Below are 19,700 nucleotides of genomic sequence, written 5' to 3' on the forward strand. Positions count from 1 at the left end.
ATGAAAAATATCCCTACCGACAGTTTGCGCACGCTAGTCACCGTAGTTGAAGTTGGCGGTTTCGCCAAGGCGGGTGAGCTGCTGGGGCTGTCGCAACCCGCCGTGAGTTTGCAAATAAAGCGCTTAGAGGAGCTGCTCGGGCGTAAGCTATTCAAAAAGCAAGGCCAACGGCAGATTCTTAACCATCAAGGCGAGCAACTGTTGCCGCTGGCAAAACAAATGCTCAAAGATAATGACGCCATTTTACAGTTGTTTAGTAACGAAACCATCACCGGTAAGGTGCGTTTGGGGATCCCCAGTGAATTTGCCGCCAGTATTTTACCGGCCATCATCGGTGACTTTGTGTCGTTGTACCCCGATGTTTCACTGGAAGTAAAATCTGAGCTCAGCAAACAGTTGATGCATGTGAGTAATCGTGACGAATTTGATTTAGTGCTCACCCTAGTGGAACAACTGGACAACCCGCATTACCCGAGCTTTTTACAAGATGATTTGGTGTGGGTCGGTAATACCCCCGCTAAGCTTACCGAGCCGGTCACCTTGGTTGTGGCGCCACAGGGATGTATTTATCGCCGCCGCGCGATTGAAGCGCTGGAGCAAGCCGGTGTATCTTGGCGTATTGTTTACACCAATGCCGATTTAACCGGCCTCACAGCAGCCATAAAAGAGCAGCTTGGGGTTACCGTACTCGCTCGTAAAACCGTGCCCGAAGAGCTGCCCTACACCGCTAACTCCGATGTATTGCCGGCACTGGGCCAGGTTGGGATCAGCCTTATCAAACGTGGTCAGGAGTCTTTGCAAGCCATTGATAAACTTGCCGAGTTTATCACTTTACGATTGAGCTAACGGCGTTGTCCTAGGGCTTGCTCAGCAAAAGCTTGCTTTAATGGCGCTATCTCGTTAACCGCGCTTAAGCCCAGGCCGCGCACTATTTTTTTCACTGGATTATCACCTGCGAACAGCCCTTTGAGTGCGCCCATAGTGGCAATGTGCTTTTGCGCATCGAGCTTACGCTCACGCTCATAGGTACGCAATGCCCGCGCTGTGGCGGTCATCGAATCAGTCAGTGCGTCACTAATAAGCGCACTCAGTCTTGCCGCATCTTGCAGGCCTAGGTTCATGCCGAGTCCTGCCAAAGGGTGAATGGTATGGGCGGCATCGCCAACCAACACAATACGTTCTTTCACCCATTGCCGGGCATAGCGCATAGTCAGCGGGAACACCGCTCGCGCTGATTGCACGGTGCATAATCCGCATTGACCATCAAACGCAGCAAACAAGGCTTTATTGAACTCTTGCTCACTCATGTTTTGGTAAGTGGCGGCCTGCTGTGGTGAGCAGGACCAAACAATAGAATGGTAATGGGGATCAGCCAGTGGTAAAAAGGCAAGCGGGCCGTCGCTTAAAAATACCTGTCGCGCACAGTTATCATGGGGCTGCGCCGTTTTTACTGTGGCTACCAGGGCATGATGACCATAATCTTTAAAGGTAATAGGCAGGTTGAAGCGCTGGCGCACTCCCGAATTGGCTCCGTCGGCGGCAATTAACAGCTCACTCATCACCGGCGTACCATCGGTTAAGGTAATAAGCACATTATTATCACCTTGATGGATGTCTTTGTAGGCGGTGTTAAAAAGCAGGGTAACGTTATCTTGGCGCTCTAGCTTTTCCACCAATGCCCGGTGGATCACATCATTTTCGATGATATGACCCAAATGGCTCACATCGTACTCCTCGCTGGCAAAGTGAATATGCGCAAAGCTATCTTTATCGCGCACGTCCATTTGCGTGTAAGGGGTCATGCGTTGCGCGGCTATGCCCTGCCATACACCCAACTCTCGAAATAGCGCTTCACTAGCGTGATTAATGGCACTCACGCGCAACCCAAACTCTTCATTCAGCGGCTCACTACTACCTTTGGCGTCGATAACGGCCACAGAGATGCCTTTTAAGCTCAGTGCCAGCGCCGTGCTTAAGCCTACACAACCACCGCCAACAATGGCTACTTTTGCCTGGTGCATATTAATTAAATCCCATCAATTGTTTTGCTAGAGGTTGGCGCAGCGAACTACATAATTGCATCGCGCTGAGGCCAACACTACGCCCTAAAGCAAGGGTACGCGAGCCATTGGAAAACAGCCGCACTAATGAGTCGGTAAGCTGCATCACTCGGCGAACATCGTTTAGACGAGCACGGCTGTAACCTTGAGTAAAATGATAATTCCCCAAGCTATGTGCATCAGCATAGCGAATACGCTGCGCTAATTCTTTGATATCACGCAGCCCAAGGTTGAAACCCTGCCCAGCGATAGGGTGAATGGCGTGGGCAGCATTTCCTATTACCACGGTGCGATGGCTGCTCAGGCTTTGTGCTTGGCCAAAGCTTAACGTGTACACGCTACGCTCTCCCACTTGGGTAAAGAGCCCAGCTCGGTAGCCAAACTCCTGTTGCAAGGCAGCGGTAAACTCCGCCGCACTTAGTTGTTGCATGGTGTGTAGCTTCTGTGGATTATCGCACCATACTAATGAATAGCGGCTTTGTGACATAGGCAACAGCGCTATAGGGCCGTGCTCAGTAAAGCGCTCAAAAGCATGGTGGTGGTGCCCACCTTGGACTTGGACGTTAGCGATCAGCGCGTGCTGCTCATACTGTGTGGTAGGAAAATCTATATGCACTAATGAGCGCGTTGGCGACTGCGCACCGTCCGCTATCACCACTAACTTAGCCCCTAACTGCGTGCCACAATCAAGAGTAACGCAGTTGTAGTCAGCATGCAGTGTTATATCACTCACCCGCGACGGGCAATGCCAAGCTAACTGGCTGTGCTCTTTTGCGGCATGCGTAAGTCGCTGACCCCAAGGGCGAACTTCAACAACATAGCCCAATGCATCGAGCTGATAGTCGTGATGATGGATTTGCGTTTTACCAAAGTGACCACGATCTGAGACCTGCACATGCTTGATCGCGCTGGCATAGTCCACAGCGATGTCAAACAGCTGATGTTGCTGCAAATACGCCACGGAATCCGCTGCCAAAGCGATACAGCGATCATCAAAGCTGGGGTGGTAGCTTTGTAACTCGTGGGCTTCAATAACAGCAATACTCAGCTTGGGGCATTGCTGCATAAGAATATTAGCCAGTGTGCTTCCAACAAGCCCACCGCCAACAATAACAACATCAGTGTGCTGCACCCTTTAACTCTCCTGCATTAATGCTTCTATAGCGGCAATGTCTTTTGGTACGCTGGCACTGAGGTTTTCGTGCCCTTTTTCTGTCACCAGAACATCATCTTCGATACGGATACCAATACCGCGATATTGCTCCGCCACCGGCGCATCCTCGGCAATGTAGAGACCTGGCTCTATGGTCAGCACCATGCCAGGGGCAAACTCACGATCCTGCTCATCTTTTTTATATTCACCCACATCGTGCACGTCGAGCCCTAACCAGTGGCCGAGACCATGCATGTAAAACGCGCGAAACGCTTGGCTTTCCACAAGCTCATCGACATTTCCTTCAAGTAAACCTAGTTTCACCAGCCCTTCGGTCAACATGCGGTTTACCACTTTAGCTGCTTGCGCGAGGGTGTTTCCAGGTTTAACGACCTCTAATGCGGCAAGCTGAGCATCCAGTACCACTTGATAGAGGGCTTTTTGCGCAGCATTAAAGCGACCATTAACCGGGAAGGTTCGGGTGATATCGGCTGCATAACCGTCGAGCTCGCATCCCGAGTCTATTAATATCAAGTCGCCATCTTTTAAGGTCGACTCATTTTCGGTGTAATGCAAAATAGTGGCATTGTCACCACTGCCGACAATAGTGCCGTAAGCGGGGTGACGAGCTCCATTCATAGCATAATGGTGATGCAATTCCGCCTCTAATTGGTACTCGGTGGCACCAGGTTTTGCAAAACGCATAGCGCGCTCATGAGCCTCGGCACTAATTTTTGCGGCGCGGCGCATAATGGCTATTTCCGCGTCTGATTTAAACAGACGCATTTCATGTACTAAAGTGCGAATATCACGGATCACTTCAGGGGCGCGATAACCTTTTTTGGGGGCGCCACGTAAGGTGTTTAAAAGCGCGAGTACTTGGTTATCTACGTCACTGTAAACACCTTGACCGTAGTACAAGGTACTTTTTTGATTAACGGCATCAAGCAGGCCTTGCTCCAGCTCCGCTAGGGTATAAGCCTCATCCACCGGCAGCTGCTGTTTGGCGGCATCAGCGCCTAAGCGTCGGCCATGCCAAATTTCAGCGCTTTTATCTTTGGCGCGACAATAAAGTATCGACTTCTGCTGCTCGCCATTGACCAGCACCAACATGGCATCTGGTTCGTTGAACCCTGTTAAATAGAAAAAGTCGCTGTCTTGGCGAAACGGAAATTCGGTGTCGCGGCTGCGCGTGATTTCTTTGGCCGCCGGGATCAAGGCTACCGAATTAGTTTTCATTTGCGCCAATAACCGCTGCTGACGCATTAGGTATTCGTTTTTGCTAATAGTCATTAGTGTAAAGTCTTTGATGTTTGTGCAGTGTTTTCATGCTTGCCCAGTTCGGAGAAGCACAACATAGCCGATACGCGCACGTACTCAAGCACTTCGTGTAATGCTTGTTTATCTTCTTCTGTTTCATCAAAGTGGGTATCGAGGCGGCTGATTTCAGTGAAATCTTGGATCACTTCTTTGACATCGCCGGAGATCTTGCCGTAGTCCTGCTGTTTTAAGCCAAAACCAAGTAAAAAGCCATTGACCCAGGCAACCAAGGCATTCGCTTGGTCGATAAGGCTGTCTTCTTCGTCGGGCAATAGCATCTCAAACTGTAACTGTTCATTTGTGAAACTCTCTACCACCCGGGTATAGAGTTCACTAAGCCAGTGTTTAAGGTTTTTCTCAAAACTGATACCGTCGTTCAGCACATCACACAACAGCCCTTGATAGTCTTTCTCTTCAATATCGACACCACAGGCTAACAACCCAGTGATAATGCCATGGACTTCAGCCGGCATTACAAAAATATCATTACTCTCGAGAAGTTGCTGTGCTTGTTGGTAGGTACGTTGGTCGCTCATGATAGGCTCGCGTATGACGAAATATTTTAAATTACAGTTATTAATGCTACCACTGCTGCGAGGCCGACTCCACAGTATTGTATGACAGCGATCAAATATCCAGCACTTGATGAGGCTCTCGCTTACTTTAACAGCAAATGACGTGATAATTTGTAACTGAGGCTGTATCCCTAGGCCTGTGTCTTATATACTGAAATAGTTCCCTAGCTTGTTGGCCAGCGAATGATGTCCCTGAGCCGATAAACTTTGATTAGGAACACATCTTGTGGGCTACTGTGCAAGCTCGGCATGTACCGAGAAGCCTACGGTCTACAGGTGTCTTCCGCCTTGAACCTTAGGGTTCAAGGGCTGATATTCGCAGCCGCAACGCCGGGGAACACTTCCTTCCTTTAAACACGCTACGTACAGCCTATATATAGAAATATTCCGGCCCTATTCTTAGATTAAAAAGTTGTCGTAAAGTTGCCGTAAGTATGATTTCACTGACAAAAAGTTGCCGTGAAGTTGTCGCATTTCTTGAAGCAAATTGAGTGGAAATATACCGGCATGTATAGATGCATATATCTATCTTGGCCAACACAGTTAAACGTAACTATGCCACCTGGCAAATCACTTCTGGTACCACATAGACACCGACGTCTTTGCTCGATAATAGACATTGATATCTATAGTCGACCTACTCAGTAATGGGCTTAAGCTGGCTATCTAGATTCGTTGCTTGGCTCATGTACCCTGTAAACTGCCCTGATTGCTGTGACTTCCCAGCTCCCTCGTGGGTATGCATGGCAAGTGTCTGATTGGTGTTCTTTACCACAGCAATTAAATCGAGCAATATTTGCAACACATTCACCGATTCATTGCCCACCCAAACCGTTTGTCCCTCTAGCTTTGCTAAGTTCGCGGCTTTGGCGTGGAGCGTCTTTAGTGTTTCAAGGTTCATGTTACCGTGGGCTTTGATATCTACCTGCTTTTGACTGCCCAATTGCATGTTATCTAATGCAATAAGCAAGGCCTTCTCGCCAACTGTGGTTTTTAAAGCGCCCAGAATGGTGTTTAGCTGGTTACCCTCCACATACGTGGAATCATGCGAATCAATGCTCGTACTCTTTTGGTGGTAATGCTCCGAACGCTTACGCGATTGAATACGCGTGGTATCGGCGCTTTGTGCTAGTTCACCATCGGTATGGATATGCCAATCACCATTGGTGCCACGAACCTGGCTACGGGCACTTTGTTTGAGTGATACATCAGTACGTTTACGCTCATTCACAAGTTGCCCAAATGGCAGCAAGTGAGTGATCACCGGCATAGCGTTATTACCATCAATAAATTGAATCAAGCATTGCATGCCCACATGCGGTGACAATTCCACACCCGCATCACTGGCCGCAACGCTGACGGCTAGGGGCACCTGCTCGTAAACAGGTGTATTTTTTGGCTCGCCACTGGGCCCTAGCAGCTGGATATCCACTGCGAGGTGGGCACGAAACGGCGTGCTTATCTGCGCATCCTGGTGTGGTAAGTCATACACAGCTTCAATACGCGCCAGTTGCGGTACGTGTTGACGCTGCGTTAGCTCAGGATGAAAACGCTCGATTAAACGGCGGACAGCTGCGGGGACCATAAAATACTTTGCTCCGTTTCTTTAAGTTCTACTTGCCCAACATAGCGCTGGTTGAGTTTCATGCCCGGGCGCAGATAAGGCACCGCAAACAGTGTCGCGCTGCTGGCATTGCTGGATTTAAAAATATGCTCGGCCGTGGTAATGGTTTTATCTTCGGCTTGCCAACCACTGTCATGCCAGCTCCCCACATACACATTGCCATTGGTGCGCTGCTGAAATATATAATCAGTAATACCAAACGCAGCCCCCAGTTTACGCAGCGCATTCACACCATCGTCACTGTGATAGAAGCATGGGATCTTACGACTGGCATAGTCCGCGTTGGGCAACTCAATGGTGATACCTGCACGCTCTATCTCGTCGCACACATCGCGGAGTGTCGGGTGACGCCTGGCGATAGGCAGCGCAAAAGACAAGGCACCGACAAGCTCTCGGCAGGTAATGAACCACCGCCCTGCTCGCTGTTGCTTCGACTCGATCACTCCATAGAAGTACGGCACCAATTTATCCTGATAACCAATGTGAAATTCTACAAGGCCACTTGGCAATGTGTCTTCTGCAACCACAAACACCGCGCGCCCGGGTGAGCGCAAAGAAAGCACCACGTTATGGTGAGCAGGCGTCACCACCTCGCCGCCGATAGTGAGTAAGGTTTGTAACTTCATGCTATTGACCCTCAGCCGCTTCGAACAGCACAAGGGTTTGTGCGTGTCCGTCTTTAGCTGGGCTTTGGCTGATCCCTTTGTTTGTTTCGTCTAACTGCTGCTGTTTTTTCTCGGCCACACTTTTAACTTCAACGAGTTTAAAGGTGAGATTCCACGCTTTGAGCGTTTGGTCTTCTTTGACATTGACCTTGCCGGCAAACTTAGCACGGCGTATTTTCATACTCTGCGCTAACTCATTTGTGATGGTATATACTTGGCGCTCACCGTAATCGTTTTCAGCCTCGGCCCAGCGAGTGATTTGTTCGAGCGCGTCGAGCTCATCCATTCTCAGCACAGTGCTAATGGTAAGCCCTTTTGGTTTGGTGCCCTCTTCACTGGTAATAGCAAAGGAGCCAACCCCTGATTGGTTTGTTCCCGCCAGGTCAAAATTGGCATGCACCCGAGTATTGCTACCGGGCACTTTTACGCCATTTAATGCAATCAATTGAATAACTCCACAAGTGGTGCGATGGCCTGTTGGCGCCCCACATAAACCTGAAAAGCCCAATGCGTGTGATTGTCTCCCAAGCGCTCAAGCGCATCGGCCAGACTGCGCGCACTGGTCGCGGTGATCGCTTTCGTGCGAAGCCCAAGTTGGGCCGCGTCAAACGAGCATGAATCAATCCGCGCATCCCGCGCAGCTTTTTGCTCGCCAAGCGCCGCTAATTCCTCATCAATGCTGCCAACACTGTTTTGCCCCTCACCTTTTATCAGCTTGGTTGAAGCTACCTGATAAGCGCGACTTAGCCCAGGAACGTGGCACGCATCACTGAGTGTTTGCCACTCGATGCTTTGCTCATGGCCCGTGGGTAAAGTCATTTTATGACGCGTTAAATCTGATAATGAGCGAGCATAACGCGCTGCGGTGATAAACACAGGCAGAGGACAAGCAGTATTCACACTATCAAGGGCTTGGTGCAAACTTGTAGGAGATGGCGCTGTGATATAAAGCACCAATGCACGCCACTGTGTTGGGCGCTCACGGCGGCTCAAATCTCGCACGGCTTTGGCTAGCTGCATCGCGCCGCTGGCGCTGGTGTCCTGCTTTGCCACTTCATAGCTGTGCAACGCAAGTGCGTGCACTTCCGTGCATGCCCCTTGCAAAGCAGCTCGCGTGCTGGCGCTATTAAAAGAGTTTGGGTATTGCATGCACACCATCACTTAATTTCTGATAAACAGTCACCGCAACACGCATCATAAAGGCCTTATAGGCAGGCACACCCGCTTGGCGAAGAAGCACATAAAACTCTTTGTGAGGCTGCTTACGCCCTGTTTTAAGCGCAAAGTCATGCCAAATAGCCGCATCCAATCCGCGCCCAAAAGGATTATGAAACCAACGTAGATACCAAGGTAAGGTAAAGCCATCGGTAACAAAGCCACGATGCACAACGCCGAACTGGGTGCGTACCGGGTGCAGTAGCTGGGCCACACCCATGCCGATAAATGCTAATTGGATGTGTTTAGGCGACATAAGCATCAAACTCCACTGTATCGAACGCTAGTCGAAAAGGTGCGCCTATTGTTGCTAAACCTTGGTTTAAACGCTCAGCGGTGATCTGATAGTTACCCGACGCTTCAAACTGGCTATTGATTGTGATGTGCTCATTCACGATGGATGCTTTAGCCCTGATATCCTGAACAACTGTGCCGCCCTGGATGATGCGCTCAATAATGATCATCATTTCCCCATCGGGCATACCTTCAGCTTTTGCGGTGATGGTATAAGCTGTGTTTTGCGCCACCCACCAAATGCCGCCATTTCCAAAAGTAACGGCCTCGCCACTTACGTCAATATCAGATAAAGCGATGGTAGCTGGTGCGACGTTTATTGCTTGCTCATAGCTGGTAACGTTGTAATCACTCAATATGACTTTTGTCCCCAAGTAATCAGCATATAGGTACGAATTTCCATCAATAAATACCATTTTTTGGTTTACAAAAAAGCGGGTGTCATCCGGTAGATCGTTCGCTACAAACTTGGGTTCGACTCGAATGAGTACTTTCATATCTTAACTCCCCTCTGGAACAGGAATGCGTACGCCTGTTTGCGCATAAATACAGTCTGAGGCCCAGCGCTCTAACTCTGTACGATGGATAAGCACATGGTTATTACCTGATTGAATACCTCGGTAATCTTTTACATAAGATTCTGTCGAACTGAACCAATCATTAGAGAACTGTTGGATTTGGCTCATCCACATATTTTGAGCTATTGGATGGAGTGTCTGTACCATGACCTTGTTGTTGTCAGGGGCAGTCCAGTCCATATTCTGATTGACCGCAAAAACATTTGCGACCGCGTCTGATGAGTAGCCCCCTGTTCCTTGCACATGATGAGGCTTTAGCAAAGTCACACTTCCGTTCAGTAAGGAGACTCCCTCAACACTGCGGTTTGTAGAGCTATAAGAGCCAGTATTGAGTGGATAATGGAAACCAATGTTATATAGGCGTTGACCGGCGGATAAGTCCCCCCAATTTAATGTGTAACTGCGATATTGTGCAGTGCCCGATACACTTTCTGTATAGAACAAGGTGCCATCATTGAGCATGCCAATATTGCGTATGCGGTCAGGGCCAGCAGCACTGGCTACTCGCGATTCTCGAGTTTCCGCATTAAGCTCAAAAATACGGGAGCCATAGTTATCACTGAATATCTGACCAATTACATGGCGATTTCCGGTTGCAGGGTCCACATAAACGAAAAATATATCGAAGTCCCTATTTGATAACGACCAAATTTCTTTTACATCAATAGACCAAGCAACTGTTAGATCTGAATTGTAGTATGATAGGTGAATAGATTGCGAGCTGAAAAAAGCCGCTTTATCTAGAGGGTCTAAGACAACTTTATGGTTTCGCACCATAGAATTGTAGTCAGCTGATGATAGGGCTAATTTGCCTCCCGTGCGGCTCACATTGGGCCATGGTAGGAGTCGAGATCCCCCATGTTGAAAAACGCCATCGATGAAGCCACTACGTTCGTTAACTAAACTATCCACGATCAAAACTCCCACATGTTTTCTTGTTTATTAAAGACAAACACAAGCTCTCTTAGGTCATGGCGTACGACTTTGACAAATGCCGCGATTTTGCCATCAGCTAGACGCTTGAATTGCTCACCACCATCACCTTGAACGTGTATTAAGGGTTCTTCACCACCGAAGTTTTTGACAGAGAACCAGTCACCATCGCTGATTCCTAAAGTCGTAGGAGCTGTCTTGCTGCTTGCATCAATCAGTTTGTGCCGTTGGTATAAATGCAACTTTGGTTTTGTGACAAAGGGCAGCCGCTGTATGTAGTCAATGCTGCGTACATAGCGGTCATCATGACTGTGTTGACTAAATTCACTCTGGCTAACGAACTCCCCTTCTTGCACTTGCCAGGGCAACGCAGCGACAGTGATATTTAACTCATCAGCTATGCGCTGTGAGCGCCAAATAATACTTTTCGCGCTGTAATTCCCGTTTCGCCCCGGCTCAGACTTTTGCTTGCTCTGAAGCACAACCTGAGCCACAGCCACCAATTCTTGGCTATTATCGGCTCGTGTTGCCAGCGCGCCGTACCAGTTGTAGTCAAAATCCCCCACCTCATGCCCGAGCACAGCACTGATTGCAACTGCATTTGCGTCAATGCGCGTCACTGCTTGCACAGGTTGTGTATGAACCACATATTCCTGAGGCACTGTAATGGCTGGATCAATTTCTGCGTTCTCGTCCAGCCCAGGTATATTGGCAAAGACGAAGTGACTGATATTTTGGACTTCTTCACCTGCAAAGACCGCATCTTTGTACAGCAGTCCCGCATTGGTTATTTGTAACTGACTCATCCCACCACCTCTTTATCGTATTCAATGTTCCCAAGTGCTTCTGTTGTGTGTGTTTCTGTCAGCGCACTTAAAAAGTAGCGGCGGCACGTTCGCCCGTAGCTACGTATGATCTCTTTAATGAGCGCCTGCTTACCAGCTGACTGCGTCTCCGACATAGCGATTTCGACCATATCCCAGTCGAATCCAGGCACCCGATCGTTGATTTGCACAAACCCGAACCCTAACCGCTCAAAAATCCGCATCATGCCAGTATTTGAACCTGCATCCTCAGCATTGGCGACCGCATACTTGATGCGTTGTGCGTAAAGCGCCACCGGCTCATCATCCAGCCGGTTAATATCACGCTCCCATGCAAGTAAATCGAGTATTTCAAGCGCTGCTTTTTCCTCGTCTATTTGCTCAAGCCAACTAAACAGCGCTGCCTCAATGCTCTGCCAATAAGCATCCGCTGCGCGCTCAAGCGCTTTGGCATTCTCACCACGCAGCCATACAGGAAGTTTGCTTATACTCATTGCTGCTCCAATACCAAACTATTTATCTTGGGCAGCCACATGCCACATTGAATGTCATCGTTGATAAACTGGATACTTTTGAGCTCTGGGAACAGGGCATGCAGCTCACTCGCCAACAAGCTAAAGCTGAACTGTTGGTTCGGCATGGCTTTGGTCACAGTAAACATGGCGTTTTCCCGAAAGGCCGCACGAATGGCGCGTACTAACTTCAATTTAATTGAGTCAGTGTTGGGGTGTTGCCAGTACTTAACGTGTATGTCTTGGGGCTGTTCAGGCAGCGCCATGACCACCAAGTCATCGCCATTGCCATGATTACCGGCACTGATATGGTTGTTAATCTCATCCAGCAGTGCTTGGCTCACCGTGCCTATTTCTAAAAACACGTAGGCATTGGCCGTACCCGGCCCACGCGGCGCATTGTGCTCAAACACAATATTCTCAGTCAGCATGCCGGGGAACTCTGCGATCATTGAGCGATAGACGGCATCAACATGGTAGTTACCAAGCGTGGCGAACTTATCTCGACAACGCAGCCGATAGTTTGCATTGCTCTCAATGTCTTGCCCGGGGCGCACTAACCAGTCATCGAGGTTAATCACACTGACGCCTTCAATCGGTGTGACAAGTTGTGTGTAGTATCCAGCAACCAAGTTATGAGCGCTGCCACTTTCCAGTGCTTCTGCCAGTGCTATGCGCTCGCCCTGCCCATCCTCAAACTGAATATCATTGAGCAGCTCAAGCACATACACACGACCGTCTACGGGTTCACTTTGTATCTGTGTGCCCTTGGGGATGGTTAAGGCGCCTTGGGTGTCTGTGCGTGAAAGCACGAGGTTTCCCTGTGCTTTGAGCTCCGGTAAGCGCGGCACATTGCGACTACGGCCATGCTGATCGAGCCACTCATCTTCTGCAAGTAGGATGAATGAGTTGGGCATGATCACATCTACCAAGGTATTAGTGAGCTTACTTGTCGCCTCCCCAACAATGGCTTTTTGTGCACGCCAAAACGGGCTTTGTGGCGACTGGTTTTTTACAGCTAAGCCCTGGCCAACTAGGCTTTGCTCCCATAGCGCCTTTTGCTCTTGCTCGCTTATTGGCACGCCACGCGCTTTAAGCACATTTAGGAACTGCGCTCTATAATCCATACTGCACCTCTAAATCACCGAAATCACGGGTCTTGGCCCACATAATGATGCGCTCATGGTGAGGCATCGCCATATTAATCGTGCCAGGAACCAAACGTGTGTCTTGCTCAACTAAAAGCTCTAAGTCCGTCAAAATACGCTGAATGATGATAGGGTCGCGCATACCAATCAGCGGCAGCACAATGCCTGATTCACGTATCGCGTGGCGAATATCCTGCGCTATCACGACGCGATCGGTGGCACTCTCAACGGCTAACGCACGATTGATTTGTAAGTCATCATCGCTTATCAGTAAGTCGATATAGATTGGCGTCGCACTCACCCGGTTAACTCCCATAGGTCGGCCAAGCTTTCCTTGGTAATTTGCTGATCTGTACGCAGCTCTAGGTGGTCGATATACACGCGTTTATCCTCACTCTGCTGGTTGCTGTGTTGAGTCTGTGTCGCAAACTGCTGAATGAGCTTGCTTTGGTTCAATGTTGTTGCCGCGCGCACCGAACTCAGTGGCTGTGTGTGCGCCTGTTTGGCTTTATCAATAGCATCAAACGATGTGTCATTTGCTGAGTGGGTAAAATGGTGGTTTGCATCAATGACGTTTGCGCTCAGCGCATCGACGCGGGTTAATGAATTAGCACGACCTGCAGCAAAGTTATCGGTAGCTATGGGCAAAGGCACCACATTATTGGCTCGCGTGACAATATCGCTGCCATAATGGCGGCTAAATGTGGTGTCTGTTTGAGTGTGCTCGGTAGCCACACTCACATCACTGTCGATACCCAGTAAATCACGCAATTTCGCCAGTGCGCCCTTTAGGCCGCCCAGTTTTTGCTCTAACCACTCGAGTGCTTTGCCGTACCCTTTTTGCACTAAACCTATCGGCGAATAACCAAAGACCTTTCCAAGAAACTGCCAAATGGCGCTCAGTGGACCGCGCACCGATTCCCATGCCTGGCTTGCAGGCGTCGCTAACCAACCAAACAACTCGCCTAAGCGAGTGACGCCCCATGCGAGCGCACGAACGGGCGCCAGTAAAAAGTTCATCACACTGCCGACAACCGTGCCAAAGAGCTGCCCCGCTGTCGCCGCCCCTTCTAATTGCTGAGATGTACTGTTCACAGGCTCAAACAAATTCACAAACCAATCAAACAACGCACCGAGCATACTAAAGAGCGGTGATAACGCCGTGCGCAGCGTACCCAGTGATGAAAACACGGGCGCTAAGCCATCGGTGAAGCCTTCCCAAAAGCCGCCTAGGAATGCCTTGATAGGCTCCCAGTACTTGTAAATGACCGCCGCCAACAAGCCGACTAAGCCAATCACAATGCCAATCGGGTTCGCGAGTAATGCGGCATTTAATAACCACTGCGCTCCTGTGAACATGCGTGTGGCACTGGTGACGGTGATCATCGTCATACCCCACCCAGCCGTCGCCACTTTGTTTAATCCCATGACGAGGGTGTACGCGCTGCCAATAGCAACTAGACCCAGCATGGCAGCGGCACTGGCTGTCAGTACCGTGGTGAGCACAGGGAATTGCTCTGAGAAATCCACCACGTAGGCAAATGCACTTGCAAGCATATCAACGAGGGGATCAATGACCGGCGCCAAGCGCTGCCCCAAAGCCGAAGCCGCTGCGTTAATCGAGCCGCCCAACCTATCCCAGGGGCTGGCAATGGTGTTTGCCATTTCGAGCGCTTTATCCATGCCTTTTTGCTGGCCCAGTGTTTCAATGTTGCTGGCGAGTTTTGCAGTTTTAGGAATAAGGTTATCGATAAAGGCAACAGCTTGCTTTGAGCCAAATGCCTTCATCATTAGATCTTTTTTGGCTACGGTATCAAGGGCGCCATATTTGCCGGTGATGCGGTCCATGATATCGACCATGGGCAATAGCTTGCCTTGGCTGTCGGTAAAACTCAGCCCTAGTGTGTCTTGTGCTTTACCCACCCCTGTTAAAAATGCCTGGTACTTGGTGGCCGCTTCACTGCCACTCATAGTGGCTTGCAACTCACCTAAGATAGCCATTTGCTCATTCATGGCAACGCCATGGGCCGTCGCCGCAGAGCCAAGGCGGCTAAATGCTTGCTCCATTTGGGGGCCGGTGGTTTTAAACATTTGCACCGCCGCAGCGGTTTGCCCGGCCACCTGTTTCACCCAGTTGGACTTGCCCATCTCGTTGGCAGTGCTCTCAAAGATACCGTACATGGTGCCCAAGTAACTGGTGATGTTGCCCACGTTGGCTTTCGTCGCCACCGCGAGCACCCCAGATGCCTCGGTAAAACTAGAAAGCTCATCGCCGGTTAACCCTGCAATGGCTGATTGAATGTCATAGGCCGAGCGGATCACGGTCGCACTGTCACCGCCAAAGCGCGTCGTAAAGCGGTGCGCCGTGCTATTGAGTTGTTCGAGGGCGTGTTCAGCCACCCCCAGGGACTGGACTTCACCGAGCGCGGCAATACTGTCAATTGATGGCGCCAGTGATGCACTGAGCATAGCACCGGCGGCAATCATGCCCGCTGCACCCGCTGCCATATCGCCCATGCCCGACTTCACTTTGTGTGTCAGCTGGTCTACTTTGGCTATCATCTTGTTCACAGGGCCGGTGACCGCATCCACCACGCCTATCGTAAACATGAGTTTTTCCAACTTATTCACACGCGCTACTCACTCAATGCAGAAGCAATGCCGTTATTGACGGCCACTGCCATTTTTTTCCAATAGTCGTTCTCTAAGAACAATGCCCGGGCAAGGTTCTCTTCACCAACGGCACTGCCGGGCAAGTGCCGCTGGTGATAGGCGAGCAGCTGATCTAAGCTGTTTTCGCTGATGTCTCTTGCTCGCCTTTCGATTTTTTTACCGTGATCGCTATATCTGGCTGGTACTCTTCAACAATCGCACCGGCCACGTGTAAGGGCATGCCTGGCTGTTTTATCAGCTCTTTCAGCGCCGCTTTGCTGCTGTCATCCACAGTATTCATGCAGAAGTTATGCGCAGGCTGTATTTTGTTATTTGGCGTGGTGCTGTTGATGTACTGGTTGTATGCCGCCAACGTGATGTTAAATGTGATCGCTTTATCGTTAATTTCTAGCTCAATGACTTTTTTCACAGGCGCGTCTCGCTCTCAGTTAAAAGGGTGTAAGAAAAACTCGGGCCATACAGTGAAGCACTGTCACGGCATAGGTTCATAAATTGGCTAAAGTGCTCGGGGCTCGCTAATACCTGGCAACCGGCAGACCACTTGCCAACGTGTTTGCTCGTTGTGTGCTTGTTGGCTCGGTGGCAGTTGATACCGAAGTAGCCGGACTCCGTCGGGGTATCTGTGTCGATGTGTGCATCCGAATTGTTATCTCTGTACACCGTCATTTCGCCGCGCTGCACCAACGCATCGTACTTACCCTGGTGCTGTCCAAGTTGCCAGCAGCCACTGTAGCGACCAGGCACAAGGACGGCCGTGCCTTTCACATTCGCGGGATGCTCGCGGTAATAGGTGCCCGGATCAGTGGTGGCCGGGTAGGCTTTGCACTGCCATGCGCCACCGCGTTGGTAAAGCACATAAATCATGTCATTAAAGGTATTGGCCTGTGCATCACTGGCGCGCACGCCAATGATGTTTAGGTTTAACTCCCCTTCAAATACACGGTGTCCATTTGCCCGCATCGCTACTAAGAGCTGTTGAGCGCTGAGCGGCTTCATACGATGTTCTCCACTTCTTTCGCGGTCAGATAGGGGATACCGTTGATTTTGACAAAATCCGATGAAGTCACCTCAAAAGGGATTTTAGTTTCATCGGCCTTGGCGCCTTCGGGATCAATACTGAGCACATCGCTGAGCTTTAAGAGACAGCCATACGATTCAATATTTTTCTCACCACTGACCACGGCGCCCATCATGCTGATATCAATCGGGTCAATGCCTTTCCAGCTGCCTGCCTTTTGCGCCTCTTGTTGAATAATCAAGAAGTTTTCATGGTTGACTGTCAGCTCGCCTTTGGCAGTGCAAGGCCCATCTAAAAAGCCATCGGGTACGCCATTGGTCATACGCACTTGGCGTCCATCATCAATGGTGAGTGAGCAGTTGATCACATGAACGAGGGCATCCCCCACGTTCACATCAAAGTCTTTACCTGAAAGTTTATGTTGGCTCATGGTCGCTCCTACTCTACGGTGCCATCGGCCAAATCAAGGCCAATACTGATCACAATTTGTTTTGGCGCGTTGTACGGCGTCAACCGCATGTAAATGCGCACTTGGGTTTTGCTTTGCCATACGATGGTGATGGCATCATCTTGAGGCGGCTTAATTTCGCCCGGGAATGGGACTCCCGCCACCACCGTGCGCTTAGCCATCTGGCGCAGCGGCTCACCTAAGTAGCGCTTGGCCCAGGCCATGGATGAAGGCGTGGAGTTAAGCTTGCGATCGGCAATTAACTTAATGGCTTTGATGCGCACGGCGCGTCGGGCTTTATTCACCACGCGCAGGTTCTCTATCACCTGATAGTCGCCGCCCTCAGCATCAAGTAAGTTCAAATCGCCAAAGTAAACGCCATCATAATCGGGATAAGTTTGTGTGCAGCTTAGGCGCGCATCATCAAGCGCAGCCGTTACTGCACTGGGCAGTGGCACCGAGTCCATATCAACAGGCGTTGCCCCAAGGCCGACCATGGTGCCCGTGGCGGTGCGCATTGGGCTATCAGCCACGGTGACGGCGTGTTTACACAAACGACCGGCGAGCGCGCCTAGGTCATTGCCGTGCAGTAGTGGCACAACCCCAACAGTATAAGCAGCCACACCATCGGTGATGGCCGCTGTGGCGGCGGTGTAGTCGGACCATGTTTGTGTGTCCGCTTGAGTGCCTGCCACGCAGCCCAAGAAGAAATGAAAGCGGTGATAGGCATTTTCGACCTCTTGCTGTTTGGTGAACACCGCCTCAACAGCGGCTTTATCGGCGAGAGGCTCACACAACACGATGCCTTCAACTTGAATGCCCTGCACCATGGCAGTGTCCACCGCCATCAATTGCGTGGTGATATCATCCAATGGCAATGCATAGGACTCAAACAGACCATCGGCGTTTAGCATCGCGGCACGCAGTTGGGTTTTCAGTGCAGACTCTGCCTCACCCAATAACGCGTCTAAATCGCTTTGCCCATTAATACTCACGACCTTGAGTTGATTCTCAGGGGCTTTACCAATAAACAAGAGCTTGCGCTCGATGCTGTTAGTCGCGCCCTGGCCTAAGTTATCGGCTGTAACTAATACCTGACCTTGTGACATTGTTTTCCTCGCTTATCTAAGGCGCATGGCCTCGTCTAACATAAAGTTCTTGAGTTCTTTGAGCTCGTCTCGTGACTGCCCTAAGAACGAGCGCTTGGGTGTTTTCAATGTCCAGCGCTCTTTGCTTGGTTCATCGCTCAGCAGTTTTAAAATAAAACCTGCTTTGGCTGTGCTCAGGTTCTCGGTGATCCACTTCACCGACGGCCGTTTATATCCCTTGCCTTTAGCACGCCGTATCTTGTAGCCCGCAGCTATGAGCTTCTTTGCCAACTTTCGCGAAGCGGGTGCATCATAATCGGGGGTGCCATAGATGCGTTGTTGCTCGCCAGCAGTGCGTTCTTGCTCAGCCCCATATTGGTGAGCGCTGGCAATTCGCGCGGTGCGCGGCGAATCAAACTGCACCCGCGCCCCCGCCGGGCTTGTCTTAACAATCATCTTGCGGCCAATGCGCCGTAACATGCGTTTCTTGGTGCCGTCGGCGCGCCCTGGCCACCGCTTATTCTCTAAATCTTTTTGGCCTTTTAGCCGTGCTTTCGAATCGCGGCGCACTTTTCGCCCGGCGCTTCGAAAAACACGCCGACGAGTGCGATCATCCAGCTTAAGAAGCGCCAGTTGGTCGCGATTATCGTGGCTAATTCGCGATGTCAGCATCTAACGTAAAGTCCTCGGCCACCCACACAGGGGCACTTTCAATGCGGTATTGTTCACCCATAAATGTCAGCGGGCCGTTAGGGTCTCTCACAATCTGAACGTCTTCACTGAGCATAAACTCAAGCTCAATATCAAAGAGCTCGTCGTCTGTTTTATCCGCGCTAAACCCAACCATCGAATCGTCAAACTCCTCGCCCTGCTCTTGCATCCAAATCGCGACCATCGCGGCGAGTAAATGCGCCGAGTGGGCATAACGCTCAATGCTCACGATGGCTTTGTAAGCCATGGTTAAAATCGTGTAGCCGGTGCCTTCGTTTTTCGCGCGTGGCTCGAACGTGCCCTCTTCTATCCACGCATCCAATGTGGCGGCTTGGCTCAGTCCATGAGCGCTTAAATAGTCAGTGATGCGCTGCAACTTGTTCATAGCAATTCCACCGGGCGATACTTGCTTTGCACCAGGTAGTTGCGCGCTTTAATGCCTTCGTTCAACCAATAAGCCCGGTGCTCTGTTTGCTGCTCTTTCTCTGCCAATGCGCTCTCGCGTTGGCTAATGCTTTGGTGGCTGAGTAACAAGTCTGCTTTGGCGAAGCACGACAGCGCTTTGATGTAGTAATACACCAGGGCGCTTTGCCCATTTATGTGTTCACTCGGCACCTCAGCAAGGGATGGATACTGTTCCCAATGCAAGACGTAGTCTCGCTCTAATGCTGCGTTAAGTGCGTGCACTTGGTGAGTCAATACATCCACCACCATGGCTTCACGGTATGAGCTCGGTACATGGTAGTGCTCAGCAAATTGCTGCACCGACACCGCCGGATAAAAGCCATTATTCGCAATGACCTGAACACTCGTTGTGCTGTTAATACCGCTAAAGCTCATACTTTTTCCTATTGGGTGCGG

24 protein-coding genes and 1 other RNA gene are annotated in these 19,700 nt (G+C 50.3%); 2 read left to right on the forward strand and 23 right to left on the reverse strand.

What is annotated here, in order from left to right:
• On the forward strand, nucleotides 1-846 hold the full coding sequence (locus MHM95_RS12260) for a LysR substrate-binding domain-containing protein (protein ID WP_045980655.1): 846 nt from the start codon (nucleotides 1-3) through the stop codon (nucleotides 844-846).
• Here the strand turns inward: MHM95_RS12260 and MHM95_RS12265 are convergent.
• The 4 genes from MHM95_RS12265 to MHM95_RS12280 are packed head-to-tail and all read right to left on the reverse strand — an operon-like array spanning nucleotide 843 to nucleotide 5,069.
• Nucleotides 843-2,021 (reverse strand): FAD-dependent oxidoreductase, encoded by a 1,179-nt coding sequence (locus MHM95_RS12265; protein WP_239385407.1) that lies wholly within the window; start codon nucleotides 2,019-2,021, stop codon nucleotides 843-845. The genes MHM95_RS12260 and MHM95_RS12265 overlap by 4 nt on opposite strands.
• A 1-nt stretch (nucleotide 2,022) precedes the next feature.
• Nucleotides 2,023-3,192 carry a 2-octaprenyl-6-methoxyphenyl hydroxylase gene (gene ubiH, locus MHM95_RS12270; protein ID WP_239385408.1) on the reverse strand — a complete coding sequence of 390 codons (1,170 nt, stop codon included), beginning with the start codon at nucleotides 3,190-3,192 and terminating at the stop codon, nucleotides 2,023-2,025.
• A gap of 3 nt (nucleotides 3,193-3,195) precedes the next feature.
• Nucleotides 3,196-4,506 carry a Xaa-Pro aminopeptidase gene (gene pepP / locus MHM95_RS12275; RefSeq protein WP_045980658.1) on the reverse strand — a complete coding sequence of 437 codons (1,311 nt, stop codon included), beginning with the start codon at nucleotides 4,504-4,506 and terminating at the stop codon, nucleotides 3,196-3,198.
• Nucleotides 4,506-5,069, reverse strand: a complete 564-nt coding sequence (locus MHM95_RS12280; RefSeq protein ID WP_239385409.1) for a UPF0149 family protein — start codon at nucleotides 5,067-5,069, stop codon at nucleotides 4,506-4,508. Before MHM95_RS12280 ends, pepP begins: the two co-directional genes overlap by 1 nt.
• A 197-nt stretch (nucleotides 5,070-5,266) precedes the next feature.
• Here MHM95_RS12280 and ssrS point away from each other — a divergent pair.
• Nucleotides 5,267-5,449: non-coding RNA, 6S RNA (gene ssrS / locus MHM95_RS12285), on the forward strand.
• A gap of 296 nt (nucleotides 5,450-5,745) precedes the next feature.
• Here ssrS and MHM95_RS12290 read toward each other — a convergent pair.
• The 19 genes from MHM95_RS12290 to MHM95_RS12380 form a co-directional block, all read right to left on the reverse strand.
• Nucleotides 5,746-6,693 (reverse strand): hypothetical protein, encoded by a 948-nt coding sequence (locus MHM95_RS12290; RefSeq protein ID WP_239385410.1) that lies wholly within the window; start codon nucleotides 6,691-6,693, stop codon nucleotides 5,746-5,748.
• A complete protein-coding gene (locus MHM95_RS12295; RefSeq protein WP_239385411.1) occupies nucleotides 6,666-7,358 on the reverse strand; it encodes a hypothetical protein in 693 nt (230 codons plus the stop codon). The genes MHM95_RS12290 and MHM95_RS12295 overlap by 28 nt, the downstream gene beginning before the upstream one ends.
• A 1-nt stretch (nucleotide 7,359) precedes the next feature.
• The gene (locus tag MHM95_RS12300) at nucleotides 7,360-7,842 is read right to left on the reverse strand and encodes a hypothetical protein (protein WP_022945381.1); all 483 of its coding nucleotides are present in this window, start codon (nucleotides 7,840-7,842) and stop codon (nucleotides 7,360-7,362) included.
• A complete protein-coding gene (locus MHM95_RS12305) occupies nucleotides 7,839-8,546 on the reverse strand; it encodes a hypothetical protein (protein WP_239385412.1) in 708 nt (235 codons plus the stop codon). The genes MHM95_RS12300 and MHM95_RS12305 overlap by 4 nt, the downstream gene beginning before the upstream one ends.
• Complete coding sequence (locus MHM95_RS12310; protein ID WP_239385413.1) at nucleotides 8,524-8,868, reverse strand: DUF1353 domain-containing protein; 345 nt, start codon at nucleotides 8,866-8,868, stop codon at nucleotides 8,524-8,526. Before MHM95_RS12310 ends, MHM95_RS12305 begins: the two co-directional genes overlap by 23 nt.
• A complete protein-coding gene (locus tag MHM95_RS12315; RefSeq protein WP_239385414.1) occupies nucleotides 8,858-9,403 on the reverse strand; it encodes a hypothetical protein in 546 nt (181 codons plus the stop codon). The genes MHM95_RS12310 and MHM95_RS12315 overlap by 11 nt, the downstream gene beginning before the upstream one ends.
• A 3-nt stretch (nucleotides 9,404-9,406) precedes the next feature.
• Complete coding sequence (locus MHM95_RS12320) at nucleotides 9,407-10,396, reverse strand: hypothetical protein (protein WP_239385415.1); 990 nt, start codon at nucleotides 10,394-10,396, stop codon at nucleotides 9,407-9,409.
• Nucleotides 10,397-10,398: 2 nt separating this feature from the next.
• Nucleotides 10,399-11,223 carry a phage tail protein gene (locus MHM95_RS12325; protein WP_239385416.1) on the reverse strand — a complete coding sequence of 275 codons (825 nt, stop codon included), beginning with the start codon at nucleotides 11,221-11,223 and terminating at the stop codon, nucleotides 10,399-10,401.
• Nucleotides 11,220-11,735, reverse strand: coding sequence for a phage tail protein (locus tag MHM95_RS12330; RefSeq protein ID WP_239385417.1), 516 nt, complete (start codon nucleotides 11,733-11,735; stop codon nucleotides 11,220-11,222). Before MHM95_RS12330 ends, MHM95_RS12325 begins: the two co-directional genes overlap by 4 nt.
• Complete coding sequence (locus MHM95_RS12335; RefSeq protein ID WP_239385418.1) at nucleotides 11,732-12,880, reverse strand: baseplate J/gp47 family protein; 1,149 nt, start codon at nucleotides 12,878-12,880, stop codon at nucleotides 11,732-11,734. The genes MHM95_RS12330 and MHM95_RS12335 overlap by 4 nt, the downstream gene beginning before the upstream one ends.
• A complete protein-coding gene (locus MHM95_RS12340; protein WP_239385419.1) occupies nucleotides 12,870-13,202 on the reverse strand; it encodes a DUF2590 family protein in 333 nt (110 codons plus the stop codon). The genes MHM95_RS12335 and MHM95_RS12340 overlap by 11 nt, the downstream gene beginning before the upstream one ends.
• The gene (locus MHM95_RS12345; RefSeq protein WP_239385420.1) at nucleotides 13,199-15,511 is read right to left on the reverse strand and encodes a phage tail tape measure protein; all 2,313 of its coding nucleotides are present in this window, start codon (nucleotides 15,509-15,511) and stop codon (nucleotides 13,199-13,201) included. Before MHM95_RS12345 ends, MHM95_RS12340 begins: the two co-directional genes overlap by 4 nt.
• 175 nt (nucleotides 15,512-15,686) lie before the next feature.
• Entirely contained in the window at nucleotides 15,687-15,983 is a 297-nt protein-coding gene (locus tag MHM95_RS12350; RefSeq protein ID WP_138508001.1) for a putative phage tail assembly chaperone, read from the reverse strand.
• Nucleotides 15,980-16,570 (reverse strand): hypothetical protein, encoded by a 591-nt coding sequence (locus MHM95_RS12355; RefSeq protein WP_239385421.1) that lies wholly within the window; start codon nucleotides 16,568-16,570, stop codon nucleotides 15,980-15,982. Before MHM95_RS12355 ends, MHM95_RS12350 begins: the two co-directional genes overlap by 4 nt.
• Complete coding sequence (locus MHM95_RS12360) at nucleotides 16,567-17,022, reverse strand: phage protein (RefSeq protein WP_138508003.1); 456 nt, start codon at nucleotides 17,020-17,022, stop codon at nucleotides 16,567-16,569. The genes MHM95_RS12355 and MHM95_RS12360 overlap by 4 nt, the downstream gene beginning before the upstream one ends.
• A gap of 8 nt (nucleotides 17,023-17,030) precedes the next feature.
• Nucleotides 17,031-18,149 (reverse strand): DUF2586 domain-containing protein, encoded by a 1,119-nt coding sequence (locus MHM95_RS12365; protein WP_022944375.1) that lies wholly within the window; start codon nucleotides 18,147-18,149, stop codon nucleotides 17,031-17,033.
• 12 nt (nucleotides 18,150-18,161) lie between these two features.
• On the reverse strand, nucleotides 18,162-18,800 hold the full coding sequence (locus MHM95_RS12370; RefSeq protein WP_151173457.1) for a phage virion morphogenesis protein: 639 nt from the start codon (nucleotides 18,798-18,800) through the stop codon (nucleotides 18,162-18,164).
• Nucleotides 18,781-19,224: a phage tail protein gene (locus tag MHM95_RS12375; RefSeq protein WP_239385422.1), complete on the reverse strand. Its 444-nt coding sequence runs from the start codon at nucleotides 19,222-19,224 to the stop codon at nucleotides 18,781-18,783. Before MHM95_RS12375 ends, MHM95_RS12370 begins: the two co-directional genes overlap by 20 nt.
• The gene (locus tag MHM95_RS12380; RefSeq protein ID WP_239385423.1) at nucleotides 19,221-19,679 is read right to left on the reverse strand and encodes a head completion/stabilization protein; all 459 of its coding nucleotides are present in this window, start codon (nucleotides 19,677-19,679) and stop codon (nucleotides 19,221-19,223) included. Before MHM95_RS12380 ends, MHM95_RS12375 begins: the two co-directional genes overlap by 4 nt.
• Nucleotides 19,680-19,700 lie beyond the last annotated feature (21 nt).

The sequence above is a fragment of the Pseudoalteromonas sp. CnMc7-15 genome, assembly GCF_022347925.1.
Classification (GTDB): Bacteria; Pseudomonadota; Gammaproteobacteria; order Enterobacterales; family Alteromonadaceae; genus Pseudoalteromonas; species Pseudoalteromonas ruthenica.